The organism is Enterobacter asburiae, assembly GCF_024599655.1.
Taxonomy (GTDB): Bacteria; Pseudomonadota; Gammaproteobacteria; order Enterobacterales; family Enterobacteriaceae; genus Enterobacter; species Enterobacter asburiae_D.
Map to the genome: position 1 here is coordinate 1124589 of NZ_CP102247.1, position 13960 is coordinate 1138548.

16 protein-coding genes are annotated in these 13960 nt (G+C 57.1%); 7 read left to right on the forward strand and 9 right to left on the reverse strand.

Features of this window, described 5'->3' with window-relative positions:
• Positions 1 to 4: 4 nt before the first annotated feature.
• The 4 genes from nrdE to NQ230_RS05490 all read right to left on the reverse strand — a co-directional run bounded on the left by nrdE (position 5) and on the right by NQ230_RS05490 (position 3347).
• Positions 5 to 2149, reverse strand: a complete 2145-nt coding sequence (gene nrdE / locus NQ230_RS05475) for a class 1b ribonucleoside-diphosphate reductase subunit alpha (RefSeq protein WP_257260348.1) — start codon at positions 2147 to 2149, stop codon at positions 5 to 7.
• Entirely contained in the window at positions 2122 to 2532 is a 411-nt protein-coding gene (gene nrdI, locus NQ230_RS05480) for a class Ib ribonucleoside-diphosphate reductase assembly flavoprotein NrdI (protein WP_021241965.1), read from the reverse strand. Before nrdI ends, nrdE begins: the two co-directional genes overlap by 28 nt.
• Positions 2529 to 2768, reverse strand: coding sequence for a glutaredoxin-like protein NrdH (nrdH, locus tag NQ230_RS05485; RefSeq protein ID WP_159514764.1), 240 nt, complete (start codon positions 2766 to 2768; stop codon positions 2529 to 2531). The genes nrdI and nrdH overlap by 4 nt, the downstream gene beginning before the upstream one ends.
• A 252-nt stretch (positions 2769 to 3020) precedes the next feature.
• Complete coding sequence (locus tag NQ230_RS05490; RefSeq protein WP_023333166.1) at positions 3021 to 3347, reverse strand: ElaB/YgaM/YqjD family protein; 327 nt, start codon at positions 3345 to 3347, stop codon at positions 3021 to 3023.
• A 160-nt stretch (positions 3348 to 3507) separates the two neighbouring features.
• Here NQ230_RS05490 and NQ230_RS05495 point away from each other — a divergent pair, with 160 nt between their 5' ends.
• A complete protein-coding gene (locus NQ230_RS05495) occupies positions 3508 to 3852 on the forward strand; it encodes a DUF2002 family protein (RefSeq protein WP_023308923.1) in 345 nt (114 codons plus the stop codon).
• A 32-nt stretch (positions 3853 to 3884) separates the two neighbouring features.
• On the opposite strand, the gene alaE is transcribed toward NQ230_RS05495, so the two are convergent.
• Positions 3885 to 4334 (reverse strand): L-alanine exporter AlaE, encoded by a 450-nt coding sequence (gene alaE / locus NQ230_RS05500; RefSeq protein ID WP_121424489.1) that lies wholly within the window; start codon positions 4332 to 4334, stop codon positions 3885 to 3887.
• Between the two features lie 494 nt (positions 4335 to 4828).
• Here alaE and stpA point away from each other — a divergent pair, with 494 nt between their 5' ends.
• Positions 4829 to 5233 (forward strand): DNA-binding protein StpA, encoded by a 405-nt coding sequence (stpA, locus tag NQ230_RS05505; protein ID WP_257260352.1) that lies wholly within the window; start codon positions 4829 to 4831, stop codon positions 5231 to 5233.
• 38 nt (positions 5234 to 5271) lie between these two features.
• On the opposite strand, the gene NQ230_RS05510 is transcribed toward stpA, so the two are convergent.
• The 4 genes from NQ230_RS05510 to NQ230_RS05525 all read right to left on the reverse strand — a co-directional run bounded on the left by NQ230_RS05510 (position 5272) and on the right by NQ230_RS05525 (position 7337).
• Positions 5272 to 5451: a GDFGVC terminal motif YodC-like protein gene (locus tag NQ230_RS05510; RefSeq protein ID WP_257260354.1), complete on the reverse strand. Its 180-nt coding sequence runs from the start codon at positions 5449 to 5451 to the stop codon at positions 5272 to 5274.
• A 79-nt stretch (positions 5452 to 5530) separates the two neighbouring features.
• Positions 5531 to 6052, reverse strand: a complete 522-nt coding sequence (locus tag NQ230_RS05515; protein ID WP_159514762.1) for a rhodanese family protein — start codon at positions 6050 to 6052, stop codon at positions 5531 to 5533.
• A gap of 9 nt (positions 6053 to 6061) precedes the next feature.
• Positions 6062 to 6361 carry an ArsR/SmtB family transcription factor gene (locus NQ230_RS05520; RefSeq protein WP_121424485.1) on the reverse strand — a complete coding sequence of 100 codons (300 nt, stop codon included), beginning with the start codon at positions 6359 to 6361 and terminating at the stop codon, positions 6062 to 6064.
• Between the two features lie 37 nt (positions 6362 to 6398).
• Positions 6399 to 7337 carry a LysR substrate-binding domain-containing protein gene (locus NQ230_RS05525; RefSeq protein ID WP_148244896.1) on the reverse strand — a complete coding sequence of 313 codons (939 nt, stop codon included), beginning with the start codon at positions 7335 to 7337 and terminating at the stop codon, positions 6399 to 6401.
• Between the two features lie 320 nt (positions 7338 to 7657).
• Between NQ230_RS05525 and NQ230_RS05530 the strand changes: the two genes are divergently transcribed.
• From NQ230_RS05530 to NQ230_RS05550, 5 genes are all read left to right on the forward strand, one after another.
• On the forward strand, positions 7658 to 8263 hold the full coding sequence (locus NQ230_RS05530) for an ankyrin repeat domain-containing protein (protein WP_213823008.1): 606 nt from the start codon (positions 7658 to 7660) through the stop codon (positions 8261 to 8263).
• A gap of 107 nt (positions 8264 to 8370) precedes the next feature.
• Complete coding sequence (gene fdrA, locus NQ230_RS05535) at positions 8371 to 9912, forward strand: acyl-CoA synthetase FdrA (protein ID WP_257260355.1); 1542 nt, start codon at positions 8371 to 8373, stop codon at positions 9910 to 9912.
• The gene (locus NQ230_RS05540; RefSeq protein WP_257260356.1) at positions 9912 to 11327 is read left to right on the forward strand and encodes a YlbE family protein; all 1416 of its coding nucleotides are present in this window, start codon (positions 9912 to 9914) and stop codon (positions 11325 to 11327) included. Before fdrA ends, NQ230_RS05540 begins: the two co-directional genes overlap by 1 nt.
• A gap of 11 nt (positions 11328 to 11338) precedes the next feature.
• A complete protein-coding gene (locus tag NQ230_RS05545; RefSeq protein ID WP_213823011.1) occupies positions 11339 to 12883 on the forward strand; it encodes a xanthine permease in 1545 nt (514 codons plus the stop codon).
• 120 nt (positions 12884 to 13003) lie between these two features.
• Positions 13004 to 13960, forward strand: a complete 957-nt coding sequence (locus NQ230_RS05550) for a carbamate kinase family protein (protein ID WP_257260358.1) — start codon at positions 13004 to 13006, stop codon at positions 13958 to 13960.

Below are 13960 nucleotides of genomic sequence, written 5' to 3' on the forward strand. Positions count from 1 at the left end.
CTCCTTACAGCGCGCAGGATACGCAGCCTTCGATTTCGGTGCCTTCCAGCGCAAGCTGGCGCAGGCGAATGTAGTAGAGCGTTTTGATGCCTTTCTTCCAGGCGTAGATCTGCGCTCTGTTGATATCCCGCGTGGTGGCGGTGTCCGGGAAGAACAGCGTCAGCGACAGCCCCTGATCCACATGTTTTGTCGCCTCCGCGTAGGTATCGATGATTTTTTCCGGGCCTATCTCGTACGCGTCCTGATAAAGCGCCAGGTTCTCATTGGTCATAAACGGGGCAGGGTAGTAAACGCGCCCGGTTTTGCCTTCCTTGCGGATTTCAATTTTCGACACGATCGGGTGAATGCTCGACGTGGCGTGGTTGATGTAGGAAATCGATCCGGTCGGCGGGACGGCCTGCAGGTTCTGGTTATAAATGCCGTAGCGCATCACGTCGTCACGCAGCTGCTGCCACATCTCGCGCGTCGGCAGGGTAATTCCCGCGCGAGCAAACAGTGCGCGCACTTTTTCGGTTTTCGGCTGCCAGTCGCCTTCCAGATACTGGCTGAAATATTCCCCGCTGGCGTAGCGGGACTGCTCAAAGCCCGCGAACCGCTGGTTGCGCTCACGCGCCAGCATCATCGAGGTGTGCAGTGCGTGCCAGGTAATGGTGTAGAAATAGAGGTTGGTGAAATCCAGCCCTTCCGGACTGCCGTAGGCGATGCCTTCCCGCGCCAGATAGCCATGCAGGTTCATCTGCCCCAGCCCGATGGCGTGCGACGCGGCGTTACCCGCTTCAATAGACGGCACGCTGCGGATGTGGCTCATGTCCGACACCGCCGTCAGCCCGCGAATGGCGGTCTCCACCGTGCGGCCAAAGTCTGGGGAATCCATGGTGTGGGCAATATTCAGCGACCCGAGGTTGCAGGAGATATCCTTGCCGATGTCCGCGTAGTCCAGGCTCTCGTCGTAGGCTGACGCGCTGTTGACCTGCAAAATCTCCGAGCACAGGTTGCTCATGTTGATTCGCCCGGCAATCGGGTTCGCGCGGTTCACCGTATCCTCATACATGATGTACGGATAGCCGGACTCAAACTGGATCTCCGCAAGCCGCTGAAAGAACTCGCGGGCGTTGATGGTCTTTTTGCGAATGCGATTGTCGGCCACCAGCTCGTTGTACAGCTCGCTGATGGCCACATCGCCAAACGCTTTGCCATAAATACGCTCAATATCGTACGGCGAGAAGAGCGCCATGTCGGCATTCTCCCTGGCCAGCTTAAAGGTGATGTCCGGGATCACCACGCCGAGCGACAGGGTTTTGATGCGGATTTTTTCGTCGGCGTTTTCGCGCTTGGTATCGAGAAAGCGCAGAATGTCCGGGTGGTGCGCGTGCAGGTAAACCGCCCCCGCGCCCTGGCGTGCGCCAAGCTGGTTAGCATACGAAAACGCATCCTCCAGCATCTTCATCACTGGGATCACGCCGGAGGACTGGTTTTCGATGCGCTTGATTGGCGCGCCCGCTTCACGCAGGTTAGAGAGCAGAAACGCCACGCCGCCGCCGCGTTTGGAAAGCTGCAGCGCCGAGTTCACCGCGCGGCCAATCGACTCCATATTGTCTTCGATACGCAGCAGGAAGCAGGAAACCAGCTCGCCGCGCTGGGCCTTGCCGCAGTTGAGAAAGGTCGGCGTGGCGGGCTGAAAGCGTCCGGAGAGGATCTCGTCGGTTAGCTGCTCCGCCAGCGCTTCATCACCCTGCGCCAGCGTCAGGGCCACCATCACGGTGCGATCTTCAAAACTCTCTAAGTAGCGCTTGCCGTCAAAGGTCTTGAGGGTGTAGCTGGTGTAGTACTTCCACGCGCCGAGAAACGTCTGAAAGCGAAAGCCGCTGGCGTGCGCGCGTTCAAACAGCGTCACCACAAAGGCGCGGTCGTAGCGGGTCAGCACGCGTTCTTCGTAGTAGCCTTCTTTAATCAGATAGTCGAGACGTTCATTCTGGCTTGCAAACGTCACGCTGTTGGGCCGCACGTGGGCGGCAAAAAAAGCATCCACCGCCTCACTGTCTTTATCGAACTGGATGCGCCCCTCCCGATCGTAGAGGTTAAGCATGGCGTTTAATGCGTGGTAATCCGGCGTCGCCTGAATCACCCGTTCTGCGGTTGTCGTTGCCAAAATTCGTTCACTCCTTTACGCACGTTTTCGACGTCCTGCTGTGTCCCCATCAGCTCAAAACGATAGAGATACGGCACGCCGCATTTTTGAGAGATGACATCCCCGGCGCGGCCAAAGGCATCGCCGAAATTGCGATTTCCCGCCGCGATAACGCCGCGGATTAGCCCGCGGTTATGAGGGTCATTGAGAAAGCGGATCACCTGACGAGGCACTGCTCCCGCCGTGCCGCCGCCGCCATAGCTGGGCACCACCAGAATGTACGGTTCCTCTACCCGGATCCGTTCCCGCTCGTTGAGCGGAATGCGCACCGCAGGCAGCCCGACGCGCTCAATAAAGCGGAGCGTGTTTTCCGAGCTGCTGGAGAAGAAAACCAGCCCACTCATGCCCGGGCGGCCTGCGCACTCAGGCGGTTAATCATGTCCGGGCGGAAGCCGGACCAGCTTGTCTCCCCGGCGATTACCACCGGAAGCTGACGAAAACCCTGCTTGCGCAGGGTATCTGCGGCCTCGGGGACCTGGTCAATATTCACCATCTCAAACGCTACGCCACGGCTTTCCATTGCCCGTTTTGTGGCGTGGCACTGAACACAATCGTTACGAGTGTAAATAATAATGCTCATGATTCGTATTTCCATTTAAAATAAAGGTGCGGCGCGAATCGTCGCGTCAGGTTGTGTGTATCCTGCTAAAAGGAATACTAGATGTAGTTGTCTTAAGTTTCAACCATACAAGATATGGGAAATTTAGATTAATGTTGCCCCTATGATGAGCACAGCGGGGCAGGGCAGGCTATGTGGGTTTTTCAGGCGAGAAGGCAAAGAAAAGCCCCGGCAGCCATTGGCCACCGGGGCTGAGAAACGTGCGAGAGGGGGTTATTTACGCAGGCTAAGCAAGGCACCCACGAAGATCCCGACGGCCGCGACCGTGCCCAGCGTGCAGAGCGGTTTTTCGCGCACGAAGGTCGTTGCGCAGCTGACCGCATCGCAGGCAGCCTGAGTCGTTCGCGTACGCCCGTTCAAACGCGCGCGGGTTTCACGGAGCAGAGACTGAGCCTTACGTTTTGCGGCATCCGCTTCGTCCTTCGCGTCAGTTCCCCAGGACTTCAGCACCTCTTCCAGAGTATCCGCTAATTGGCTGACATCATTACGAATATCCTGAGCGTCGTCATTAATATCGTTTCGGTTCGGTCTGTTAAACATACGATCCTCCGTAATTTTGTGTTCCCGTTCAGTTTAGTTCAGAAATTTAATATCTGAAGCGCGTCACGCGTTATCCGGCAGTTTATGGATTATTCTGAAAGCCCTGCTAATGCTGAATACTGTAAGGTGGCCGGGCAGGAAAAGATAACGAGGAAAAGATATGTATTTACGACCTGATGAGGTGGCGCGCGTTCTTGAAAAAGAGGGATTCACCATGGATGAGGTGACACCAAAAGCGTATGGATATCGCCGTGGCGAGAATTATGTTTACGTTAATCGCGAAGCAAGAATGGGACGTACCGCTCTCATTATTCACCCGACGCTGAAAGACAGAAGTCTGTCATTTGCTGAGCCTGCCTCGGATATTAAAACCTGCGATCATTATCAGCAATTTCCGCTCTATTTAGGCGGCGAACGGCATGAGCATTATGGTATTCCGCATGGCTTCAGCTCACGCATGGCGCTGGAGCGGTTTTTGAAGGGACTGTTTGGCGACGTACAGTAAATTCGCGACTGGCTTTCGCCAGTCGCTTCACATCACGCTTTTGCCTGGCTGTACTGGCTGACCTTAAACAGGCGGCGGCAGTAGTCGAGGAAATAGCCGTATACCGCACCCATCAGCATTGAAATCACAATATTCGAACTGACCGCCGCTGCGATCTGGTGCCAGTCTGCACCCACTGTCAGCAGTATGGCCACGTAAACCGGCGACTGGAACGTCACATACGCCAGGACGTCCGCCAGGTTTTTCGCCCAGCCTGCGGGGCTGATACGACGCGCGAAACGCATTACCGCATCGCGGTATAACCCGTAAGGCCATGCAATAATAATATTGACCGGGATTGCCACCAGACGAGAGGAAAGTGACTGCTCGAAGGACATTCCGGAGAGGAATATTTCGATCAGCATGTTCACAACGGAACAGTAGACAACCATCGCGAAAGTATCCGCCACGGCATGGCGAAGGCGTGATTGCGGTGAGAACATGTCTGAACTCCTTGAGAAGAACACAAAAGAAACGATTTTCCTGAAGCGGTCAGTGCTTTAGGTTGGTTTGTTTGACGTGTATAGCGTATATCTCTGAGTTTGAACTAACAACTAGTGATTAATTTTTATTTAATCGCCTTTTGTCCACAAAATTCTCTAAAGTTGGTTGTTTTTTGCCCGGTTCGTTATAATCTGTCTCGTTTGGTAATTTTTGCATGAAAATCAGCAGGTTGATGTTTATGGCGTCGAGGTGGGATTTGCTGCTTTTGCGTGTAGCGTAGGATGCTGAAATTTTGATTAAGGTTGACCATTTATATTGATGTGATGATTGAATCTTTGCGTATTCCACATTCGTCATAAGTTAATATTCACGGTGGAGTTTAACTATATTTACACTACTGGCAGAACGGCCCCGCAGGTAGATATTTCTATGGAAATGAATTATTCTGTCGGCGATTTATCTATTTACCCTAAAGAGAAGGTTTGCAAATAATATGTCTTTGACGTTACAGAATCTTAATAATATCCGAACTCTGCGCGCCATGGCGCGTGAATTAACCCTGGACGTTCTTGAGGAAATGCTGGAAAAGGTCAGGGTCGTTACTGAAGAGAAACGGAGTGAACAGACGGAATTAGAGCAGCAGCGTGCTGAGCAGCAGGAAAAAATTAATGCCCTGCTGGAGCTGATGAAAGCCGATGGTATTTCACCGACTGACCTGCTGGGCTCTGAACTGGCGCAGACGGGTAAGCCCGCGAAAAAGCGCAAGCCGCGTGAAGCAAAATATCGTTTTATTGACCAGAACGGTGAAGAGAAAACGTGGACCGGCCAGGGCCGCACGCCGAAGCCTATTGCCAGCGCGCTGGCAGACGGTAAATCACTGGATGATTTTCTGATCTAACAGGTTAGCCGGGCGGAACACGCCGCCCGGCTGGCTGTTCAGCAGACGCCGAAATCGCCTTCTTCGGTATACGGCGCCAGTTCGGCAGCTTTCAGGGTATATTTCTCGCCTTGCTCATTGCTGGCCTGGACCGCCACAATGCTGTCACCGTTCACTTCGAGCACTTTCAGTTTCGGGCCGCCTTTACGCGGTTGCACATAATTACCGACAGAAAACATATTACCTCCTCATCGTTTTAGCGATCTTCACCTTAGCCCACGCGTGACGCCGGGTACAGCGTATTTCACCGATTACTGCTTATGAGGTACGCCGGTTCCAGGGCATCACCTTGAGCAGTCGCGCCATACCGCAAAAGCCCGTCACTCCGGCGAACAACAGCCCGGCGCCGACAAAACCGCTGAGCAGGAAAAAGCCGCTGGAGACGCTATAGCCCAGCACTACGCCACAGAGTATCAAGAGCCCGGCGGCAATTTGCACCTGACGCATCAGCGGCAGCGGCTGGGATTTGTCTTCGACGGTCGGCAGCCCGGCCTGCTTCCAGCCCTGAATGCCCCCCTCGACCACAAAGGCCTGCGCGGGCGCGGCGGCCTGAGCAAGGCGGTCAGCATTCCCCGACGTCCGGGCGCCGGACTGGCAGTGAAAAATCACCGTATCCCCCGCCTGCGCGTTAAGTCCGCCGGGTAAGGTATCCAGCGGCACGGAGCGCGCGGCGGGAATATGCTCGCGGGCGTACTCATCGGCATCACGAATATCAATCAGTTTTGCGCCTTCAGCGACGCGGGCACTGGCCTGGCGCGGGGAAAGAAGAGGAAGAGACATGGCGGCTCCTTACGGACAATAAAGGGTTTTCAGGGTGCTGATCAGCTGATGTACCGCATCGTTTTTAATGAAATAGAGAATGCGCTGCGCGTCGCGGGTGCTGTCGATAAGCCCTTCCTCACGCATGCGCGCCAGATGCTGCGACGTGGCGGAAGGGCTTAGCCCCGTGGCTCGCGCCAGTTCCCCCGCGCTGGTGCCGGGCGCTCCGCACAGGGTGCAGAGGATCAGCAGGCGACGCGGGTTGCTCATCGCCTTTAAGAGTGTGGCGGCCTGTTCGGCGCTGGCCTGAAGCTGTTCAAGTTCGGTCATAATATTTTAGCATTTGCTTAATTAAGTAAATGCTAAACTAATTTGTGGCCTCGCGCCAGAGGAGATCGCTATAGATGTGGGTCAGCACCCCTGCAGGGCCAAACTGCTGTTTGATCCACCGCGTGACCTGGCCGGTTGCGGCATGCTGCGTGGCGAGCAGCATACGTGAGTCCTGACGCGGGTTATTAATACGTCGGGTAACCAGCAGCCCCGCGTCTACCGCCTCGCGGGTCATATATTCCGGTAAAAAACCTATCCCTTCGCCCAGGATCTGACACTGACATTTGGTGTTAAAGTCCGGCACCAGAATAGCCTCCTGCCCGTGCAGCAGCCATCCGACCTTTTTGTTAATGGTGTGCGCGGTATCTTCCACCATGATGTTGGGATACAGGCGCAGCTGGCTTTCCGCTATCGGCTCCGGGGTGAACGCCAGCGGGTGTTCCGGCGCGATGGCAAAGACCCAGCGGATGGCGCCGATCTCGGTGTAATCAATTCCGCCGCCGTCGAGCAGCGTGTCCGGCGCGCCAATCGCGATATTGGCCTGGTTGTTGATGATGGAGTCCCAGACGCCGTTGTAGACCTCGGTAGTGACGGTAATTTGACAGGTCGGAAACTGTTTTTTCAGCACCTGCAGCAGCCTGGCGGTGTGGCGCGGCGTGTATAAAAGCTGATTAATACAGATGCGCACCCGCGCCTCGATGCCCTGCGAAATGGTATCTATTCCGCGCTTGATGGCGTGGAAGTCGTTTAGCAGGTCGGTGGCCTTACGGTAAAAGTAAAACCCGGACTCGGTCAGCTCAATGCTGCGCGTGCTGCGGACAAACAGCACCACGTCCAGCCCGGTCTCCATGCGCTTAATGGTGTAACTGATGGCGGAGGTCGTCACGCCCAGCTCGGCGGCGGCTTTGCTGAAGCTGCCGAAGCGTGCGGCGGTAGTAAAGGCCAGCAGGTTCTCTTCGGTAAAGATGGAATTCATATCTCACTCCCTTCAGCCATCAGTTTTGAACATATTTTAACAGCGTTGTTACAACACATTTGAAGCCGATCACAGTTCTGACTCTTTGTCGAAAGCCGCACGCAGTAAGGCTTCGTCAGACATAAGCATAATGCAGTCTCGAGCGCTAAAACGTGGGGAAACATAAGAAAAAGATTGCACAGACGCACGTTTTGACCGGTTTGTTGAATTTAACTCAACAATGAATTGACTGTCGATGAATCATTTTTAAGCGGATTCTTTTATGACCAGGCTGTTGCTATTCTCAGGTCAACAGAAATAAAAACATCGGGAGTCTGAATATGTCTGCGAACGAACTCGTTACTGAATTTCTGCTGGCGGCAGAAGAGGGCAATAGCGATGCGCTAAAAGCCTGCCTGGAAAAAGGCGTGGATATTAACGCCACTAATCGACAGAAAAGAACCGCCGTTATTATTGCCAGCCTGAAAAAACATTATCCCTGCGTGGAGTTATTAATTGCCGCCGGGGCGGATATTGATAAACAGGATCAGACCTGCTTTAACCCCTTCCTGATTAGCTGCCTGACCAACGATATTACCCTGCTGCGCATTGTCCTTCCGGCAAATCCGGATCTCGACCGCCTGACGCGTTTTGGCGGCGTGGGCATTACGCCAGCCAGTGAAAAAGGGCACGTGGAGATCGTGCGCGAGCTGCTGGAAAAAACCGATATCAACGTCAACCACACCAACTTTGTCGGCTGGACGCCGCTGCTGGAAGCGATCGTGCTCAACGACGGCGGCGCGAAGCAGCAGGAGATCGTCAAGCTACTTTTGGATCACGGCGCAAACCCGCACATGACCGATAAATATGGCAAAACCCCGCTCGAACTGGCGCGGGAAAAAGGTTTCGATGCGATAGCTGACCTGCTGCTGGCGGCGGGCGCATAACGTATTCGGCCAGCCTTTTCCGGCTGGCCGTTAATTCAAAAGTATTTTTTACCGACGTGCATTTTGCACGACGGCGGCCCCCTTTTATCCGCTTTCAGGAGAAAATAATGCCAACGAAAATCGTCATAAAAAAGAACACCTATTTTGACTCCGTCTCATTAATGTCCGTTTCCACCAAAGCCAATAAATTGCCGGGCGTCGAGCAGGCGTTTGTGGCCATGGCGACGGAAATGAATAAAGGCGTCTTAAAAAACCTCGGGCTATTAACGCCGGAATTAGCGGAAGCCAAAAACGGCGACCTGATGATCGTCATTAAAGGCGACGCGGCGAATGATGAAACGCTGGCCGCTATTGAAGCGCTGTTCACCCGTAAAGAGAGCGCAGGCTCCCATGAAGCGCGCTACGCGACGATTGCCAGCGCCAAAACCCATCGTCCTGACAGCAACCTTGCAGTGATTTCCGTCAACGGCACCTTCGCCGCCCGCGAAGCGCGCCAGGCGCTGGAAAACGATCTTAACGTGATGCTCTTTTCCGATAACGTATCGCTCGACGACGAGCTGGCGCTGAAGCAGCTCGCGCACCGGAAAGGGCTACTGATGATGGGGCCGGACTGCGGCACCGCCATCATCAACGGCGCGGGGCTGTGCTTTGCCAATGCGGTGCGCCGCGGGCCGATTGGCATCGTCGGCGCATCCGGCACCGGCAGCCAGGAGCTGAGCGTGCGCATTCACGAATTCGGCGGCGGCGTGTCGCAGCTGATTGGCACCGGCGGGCGCGATCTCAGCGAGAAAATCGGCGGCCTGATGATGCTCGACGCCATCGACATGCTGGAAGCCGACGAGGACACCCAGGTTATCGCGCTGATCTCCAAGCCGCCCGCGCTAGCGGTGGCAGAAAAGGTGCTAACCCGCGCCAGAGCCTGCCGCAAGCCGGTGGTCGTCTGCTTCCTCGGCCGCAGCGAACCGCCCGCCGATGAAGACGGCCTGCAGTTTGCGCGCGGCACTAAAGAGGCGGCCCTGAAGGCGGTCCTGCTCACCGGCATCAAAAAAGAATCCCTCGATCTGCATCCGCTCAACTGGCCTTTGATTGAAGAAGTGCGCGCTCGCCTGACGCCGCAGCAGAAGTACATTCGCGGCCTGTTCTGCGGCGGCACCCTGTGCGACGAGGCGATGTTCGCGGCGCTTGCGAAATTCGACGACGTCTACAGCAACATCCAGCCGGATCCGGCTAAGCGCCTGAGCGACATCAGCGTCAGTAAAGCCCACACCTTCCTCGACTTTGGCGACGACGACTTCACCAACGGCAAGCCGCACCCGATGATCGATCCGACCAACCGCATCAGCCGCCTGCTGCAGGAGGCGCGCGATCCGGAGGTGGGCGTCATCGTGATGGACTTCGTGCTGGGCTTCGGCGCGCATGAGGATCCGGTCGGCGTGATGATCGACGCCATCAAAGAGGCACAGGCGATCGCACAGGCCGATAACCGTCCTCTGGAAATTCTCGGCTACGTGCTCGGCACCGACCAGGATCCGCAGTCGCTGGCGCAACAGTGTCAGCTGCTGACCGACGCAGGCGTCATCTGGGCCAGCAGCAGTACCAATACCGGATTACTGGCACGCGAATTTGTTTGCAAAGGGGAGAAAGCATAATGACGACCTTATTCAACCAGCCGCTGAACGTCATTAACGTCGGCATTGCGATGTTCAGCGACGACCTCAAAAAACAGCACGTTCCCGTCACCCAGCTCGACTGGACGCCGCCGGGGCAGGGCAATATGCAGGTCGTTGAGGCGCTCGACCAGCTGGCGGAAAAACCGCTAGCGGAGAAAATCGCCGCCGCTAACCAAATCGCCCTTGAGCGCATTATTCAGTCTCATCCGGTGCTGGTGGGCTATGACCAGGCCATTAACGTTGTGCCGGGCATGACCCGCACCACCATTCTGCACGCCGGTCCGCCCGTCTCATGGGAAAACATGTGCGGGGCGATGAAGGGTGCGGTCACCGGGGCGCTGGTGTTTGAAGGGCTGGCGAAAGATCTGGACGACGCGGCAAGGCTGGCGGCCTCTGGCGATATTACCTTCTCGCCGTGCCACGAGCATGACTGCGTGGGCTCGATGGCGGGCGTCACCTCCGCGTCGATGTTTATGCACATCGTTGAAAACAAAACCTACGGCAACCGCGCGTTCACCAACCTCAGCGAGCAGATGGCGAAGATCCTGCGCATGGGCGCTAACGACCAGAGCGTGATCGACCGCCTGAACTGGATGCGCGACGTGCTCGGCCCGATGCTGCGCGACGCGATGAAGATTATCGGCGAAATCGACCTGCGCCTGATGCTGGCCCAGGCGCTGCACATGGGCGACGAGTGCCACAACCGCAACAACGCGGGCACCACGCTGCTGATTCAGGCGCTGACGCCGGGGCTGATTCAGGCGGGCTATCCGGTAGAGCAGCAGCGCGAGGTGTTCGCGTTTGTCGCCAGCAGCGACTACTTCTCCGGCCCGACGTGGATGGCGATGTGTAAGGCCGCGCTGGACGCCGCCCACGGTATTGAGTACAGCACCGTCGTCACCACCATGGCGCGCAACGGCTACGAGTTTGGCCTGCGCGTTTCCGGCCTGCCGGGGCAGTGGTTCACCGGCCCGGCGCAGCAGGTGATTGGCCCGATGTTCGCAGGCTATAAGCCGGAAGACTCCGGGCTGGATATCGGCGACAGCGCCATCACCGAAACCTACGGCATCGGCGGGTTTGCGATGGCGACGGCCCCGGCGATTGTTGCGCTGGTAGGCGGGACGGTGGATGAAGCCATCGACTTTTCCCGTCAGATGCGCGAAATCACCCTCGGCGAAAACCCGAACGTCACCATTCCGCTGCTCTCGTTTATGGGCATCCCAACCGCCATCGACATCACCAAAGTCGCGGGCAGCGGCATTCTGCCGGTGATTAACACCGCCATTGCCCATAAAGACGCGGGCATCGGCATGATTGGGGCGGGCATCGTTCACCCGCCGTTTAGCTGTTTTGAAAAGGCGCTGTTGACCTTCCGCGATCGCTACTTTTTATAAGGCAAGCATCCATGAAAAACATGAAACTGGAGTGGAAAAGAGGTGACTGGGCGGCCTATTTCGGGTTGATGACCAACAACCTGACCAATTTGCTGACCATGATGGGGCTGCTCATTTTTGTCGTCGGCATCCCGAAGGAGATTGTTTATGGACGCATCGCGCCGGCCTTCGGGCTGGCGGTGCTGGTGGCGAGTATTTGCTACGCCTGGTTCGGTATGCAGATGGCGCGCGCCACCGGGCGAACGGATGTGACCGCGCTGCCGTCCGGCCCGAGCGCGCCGTCAATTTTTACCGTGACCTTCCTGGTGCTGATGCCGGTTTATCAGCAAACGGGCGATGCGGAGTTCGCGATCCAGATTGGCCTGGTGTGGTGCTTCGTGGAGGCGATGATCCTCGCGGGCGGTTCGTTTTTAGGGGAAACCATCCGCAAGATGATCCCGCGTACCGTGCTGCTGTCGTGCCTCTCCGGTTTGGGTCTGCTGCTGCTGGCGATGAACCCGATGCTGCAGGCGTTTGAAGCGCCGACCGTGTCGTTTATCGTGCTGCTGCTGATCTTCATTAACTGGTTTGGCAAAAAGCCGATTTTCGCCAAAATCCCGACCGGCCTGCTGCTGCTGATAGCCGGTACCGCACTGGCGTGGATCTCCGGCCTGCAAAGCCCGGAAGCGATTAAAGCGTCCATGTCATCCTTCGGCTTTAATCCGCCGCAGGTGCACGTGGAAGGCTTCCTGCAGGGCCTGCCGCACGCGCTGCCGTATCTTGCCTCTGCCGTGCCGCTGGGGCTGGCGAACTACATCTTTGACCTGGAGAACATCGAAAGCGCCCACGCGGCGGGGGATGAATACCCGACGCGCAAGGTGATGCTGGCAAACGGTCTGGCCTCCATGCTCGGCTGCCTGATGGGCAACCCGTTCCCGGTCACGGTCTACGTCGGCCATCCCGGCTGGAAAGCGATGGGGGCGAGCATCGGCTACACGCTGGCCTCGGGCGTGACCATGTTCATCGTGCCACTGTTCGGGCTGGGGGCGTTTATGCTCGCCATCATACCGATGACCGCCATCGTGCCGATTCTGGTGTTTATCGGTGTCGTGACGGCCAATCAGGTGGTCAGGGAGACGCCGAAAGTGGAGGTGCCGGTGATCTTCATCTGCCTGTTCCCGTGGATCGCCAACTGGGCGCTGACCATGATGAACAGCGTGATGGGGGCGGCAGGCACCAGCGCGGCCAAAATCGGCACCGAGGTGCTGCACAGCAAGGGGATTTACTACGAGGGATTAGTCCATCTGGGGAACGGCGCACCGCTCGCCAGCATGTTGTGGGGCTGTATCGCCATCTTCGCCATCATCAACAAACCGCTGCGCGGGGCCGTTGCGGCTGCGGGTGGGGCGCTGCTGGCGCTGTTTGGGGTGATCCACGCCCCGGTGGTGGGATTTGCCGAAGGCAGTTCGCTGATGTTCGTCACCGCGTATCTGATGATGGGCGGCATGTTTGTGGTGAAGCATTTCCTCGATAGCCGGGAAGCAGCGAGCGCTGCGGCACCGGTTTCTGAAGCTTAAAACATTTCCCCTCACCCTAACCCTCTCCCCAAAGGGGAGAGGGGACGTTAACTCCCTCGCCCCTTTGGGGAGAGGGCCGGGGTGAGGGGAAACATACCGCACCGATGTGAAGGAAAGCATATGAAAGAGCTTATGGTCGTCGCCATCGGCGGCAACAGCATTATCAAAGACAATGCCAGCCAGTCGGTTGAACATCAGGCGCAGGCGGTGAAAGCGGTGGCAGAGTCGGTGCTGGAAATGCTGGCCTCCGACTATGACATCGTGCTCACCCACGGCAACGGCCCCCAGGTGGGGCTGGATCTGCGCCGCGCCGAAATCGCCCACGAGCGGGAAGGGCTGCCGCTGACCCCTCTGGCCAACTGCGTGGCGGACACCCAGGGCGGCATCGGCTACCTGATCCAGCAGGCGCTCAACAATTGTCTGGCCGCGCGCGGGGAGCAAAAAGCGGTCACGGTCGTCACGCAGGTGGAGGTGGATAAAAACGATCCCGGCTTTACCCACCCGACGAAACCTATTGGTGCGTTCTTCACCGAGGGGCAGCGCGACGAGCTGCAGCGCGCGCACCCGGACTGGCGTTTTGTTGAGGACTCCGGCCGTGGCTATCGTCGCGTGGTGGCTTCACCCCAGCCGCTGCGGATTGTTGAAGCGGATGCCATTAAGACGCTGACCCAAAAAGGGTATGTCGTGATCGGCGCGGGCGGCGGCGGGATCCCGGTCGTGCGCAGCGAACAGGGGGATTACCAGAGCGTCGACGCGGTGATTGATAAAGATCTCTCCACGGCGCTGCTGGCGCGGGAGATCGGTGCCGACGTACTGGTGATTACCACCGGCGTGGAAAAGGTGTGCGTCAACTTCGGCAAGCCAAACCAGCAGGCGTTGGACACGGTAAACGTGGTGCAGATGACGCGTTATCTGGAAGAAGGCCACTTCCCGGCGGGCAGCATGCTGCCCAAAATTGTCGCCTCGCTGGAATTCTTACACCACGGCGGCAGGAGGGTGATCGTCACCTCGCCGGACTGCCTGCCCGCCGCGCTGCGCGGAGAAACCGGCACCCATATCGTTAATGAAGGAAGATAA

Excerpts from the sequence above, each read along its gene's own strand:
- nrdH (WP_159514764.1), bottom strand. The coding sequence starts at position 2,768 with ATGAGCATTATTATTTACACTCGTAACGATTGTGTTCAGTGCCACGCC.
- fdrA (WP_257260355.1), top strand. The coding sequence starts at position 8,371 with ATGCCAACGAAAATCGTCATAAAAAAGAACACCTATTTTGACTCCGTC.
- stpA (WP_257260352.1), top strand. The coding sequence starts at position 4,829 with ATGTCTTTGACGTTACAGAATCTTAATAATATCCGAACTCTGCGCGCC.
- NQ230_RS05490 (WP_023333166.1), bottom strand. The coding sequence starts at position 3,347 with ATGTTTAACAGACCGAACCGAAACGATATTAATGACGACGCTCAGGAT.
- NQ230_RS05550 (WP_257260358.1), top strand. The coding sequence starts at position 13,004 with ATGAAAGAGCTTATGGTCGTCGCCATCGGCGGCAACAGCATTATCAAA.
- NQ230_RS05540 (WP_257260356.1), top strand. The coding sequence starts at position 9,912 with ATGACGACCTTATTCAACCAGCCGCTGAACGTCATTAACGTCGGCATT.
- NQ230_RS05510 (WP_257260354.1), bottom strand. The coding sequence starts at position 5,451 with ATGTTTTCTGTCGGTAATTATGTGCAACCGCGTAAAGGCGGCCCGAAA.
- NQ230_RS05545 (WP_213823011.1), top strand. The coding sequence starts at position 11,339 with ATGAAAAACATGAAACTGGAGTGGAAAAGAGGTGACTGGGCGGCCTAT.
- NQ230_RS05495 (WP_023308923.1), top strand. The coding sequence starts at position 3,508 with ATGTATTTACGACCTGATGAGGTGGCGCGCGTTCTTGAAAAAGAGGGA.
- nrdI (WP_021241965.1), bottom strand. The coding sequence starts at position 2,532 with ATGAGTGGGCTGGTTTTCTTCTCCAGCAGCTCGGAAAACACGCTCCGC.
- NQ230_RS05530 (WP_213823008.1), top strand. The coding sequence starts at position 7,658 with ATGTCTGCGAACGAACTCGTTACTGAATTTCTGCTGGCGGCAGAAGAG.
- NQ230_RS05515 (WP_159514762.1), bottom strand. The coding sequence starts at position 6,052 with ATGTCTCTTCCTCTTCTTTCCCCGCGCCAGGCCAGTGCCCGCGTCGCT.
- NQ230_RS05525 (WP_148244896.1), bottom strand. The coding sequence starts at position 7,337 with ATGAATTCCATCTTTACCGAAGAGAACCTGCTGGCCTTTACTACCGCC.
- alaE (WP_121424489.1), bottom strand. The coding sequence starts at position 4,334 with ATGTTCTCACCGCAATCACGCCTTCGCCATGCCGTGGCGGATACTTTC.
- NQ230_RS05520 (WP_121424485.1), bottom strand. The coding sequence starts at position 6,361 with ATGACCGAACTTGAACAGCTTCAGGCCAGCGCCGAACAGGCCGCCACA.